The 265-nt window shown below is 55.5% G+C and carries 1 protein-coding gene; it reads right to left on the bottom strand.

What is annotated here, in order from left to right:
- Nucleotides 1-265: phosphopantetheine-binding protein (locus tag FS818_RS28505; protein WP_145336780.1), on the bottom strand; the 265-nt coding region annotated here is incomplete at both ends.

Genomic DNA, 265 nt, shown 5'->3' with positions numbered 1-265 from the left:
AGAAGTTCTGGTCAAAGAACCAATGCTGAATCGGGCTGAGCGCGACCTCTCCCTCAACGACTCCTTCTTCGGCCGCGGTCGAGGTTGTGGCCTGCACATATCCGCTGACTTCCTCGATCGTTGGATGCGTAAATATCTCCCGAACCGCCAGTTTCAGACCAGCCGCGCTTAACCTGGACACGATCTGGATCGCTTTGATCGAATCCCCACCCCGCTCGAAAAAGTTGTCCTGAATCCCGACTTGTTCGGTTCGGAGCACATCCTG

This window comes from Paenibacillus xylanexedens, from assembly GCF_007680605.1.
In the GTDB taxonomy this organism is placed as follows: Bacteria; Bacillota; Bacilli; order Paenibacillales; family Paenibacillaceae; genus Paenibacillus; species Paenibacillus xylanexedens_B.
Note: the sequence above shows the minus strand (reverse complement) of the source record. Positions and strands in the feature narration are given on the sequence as shown.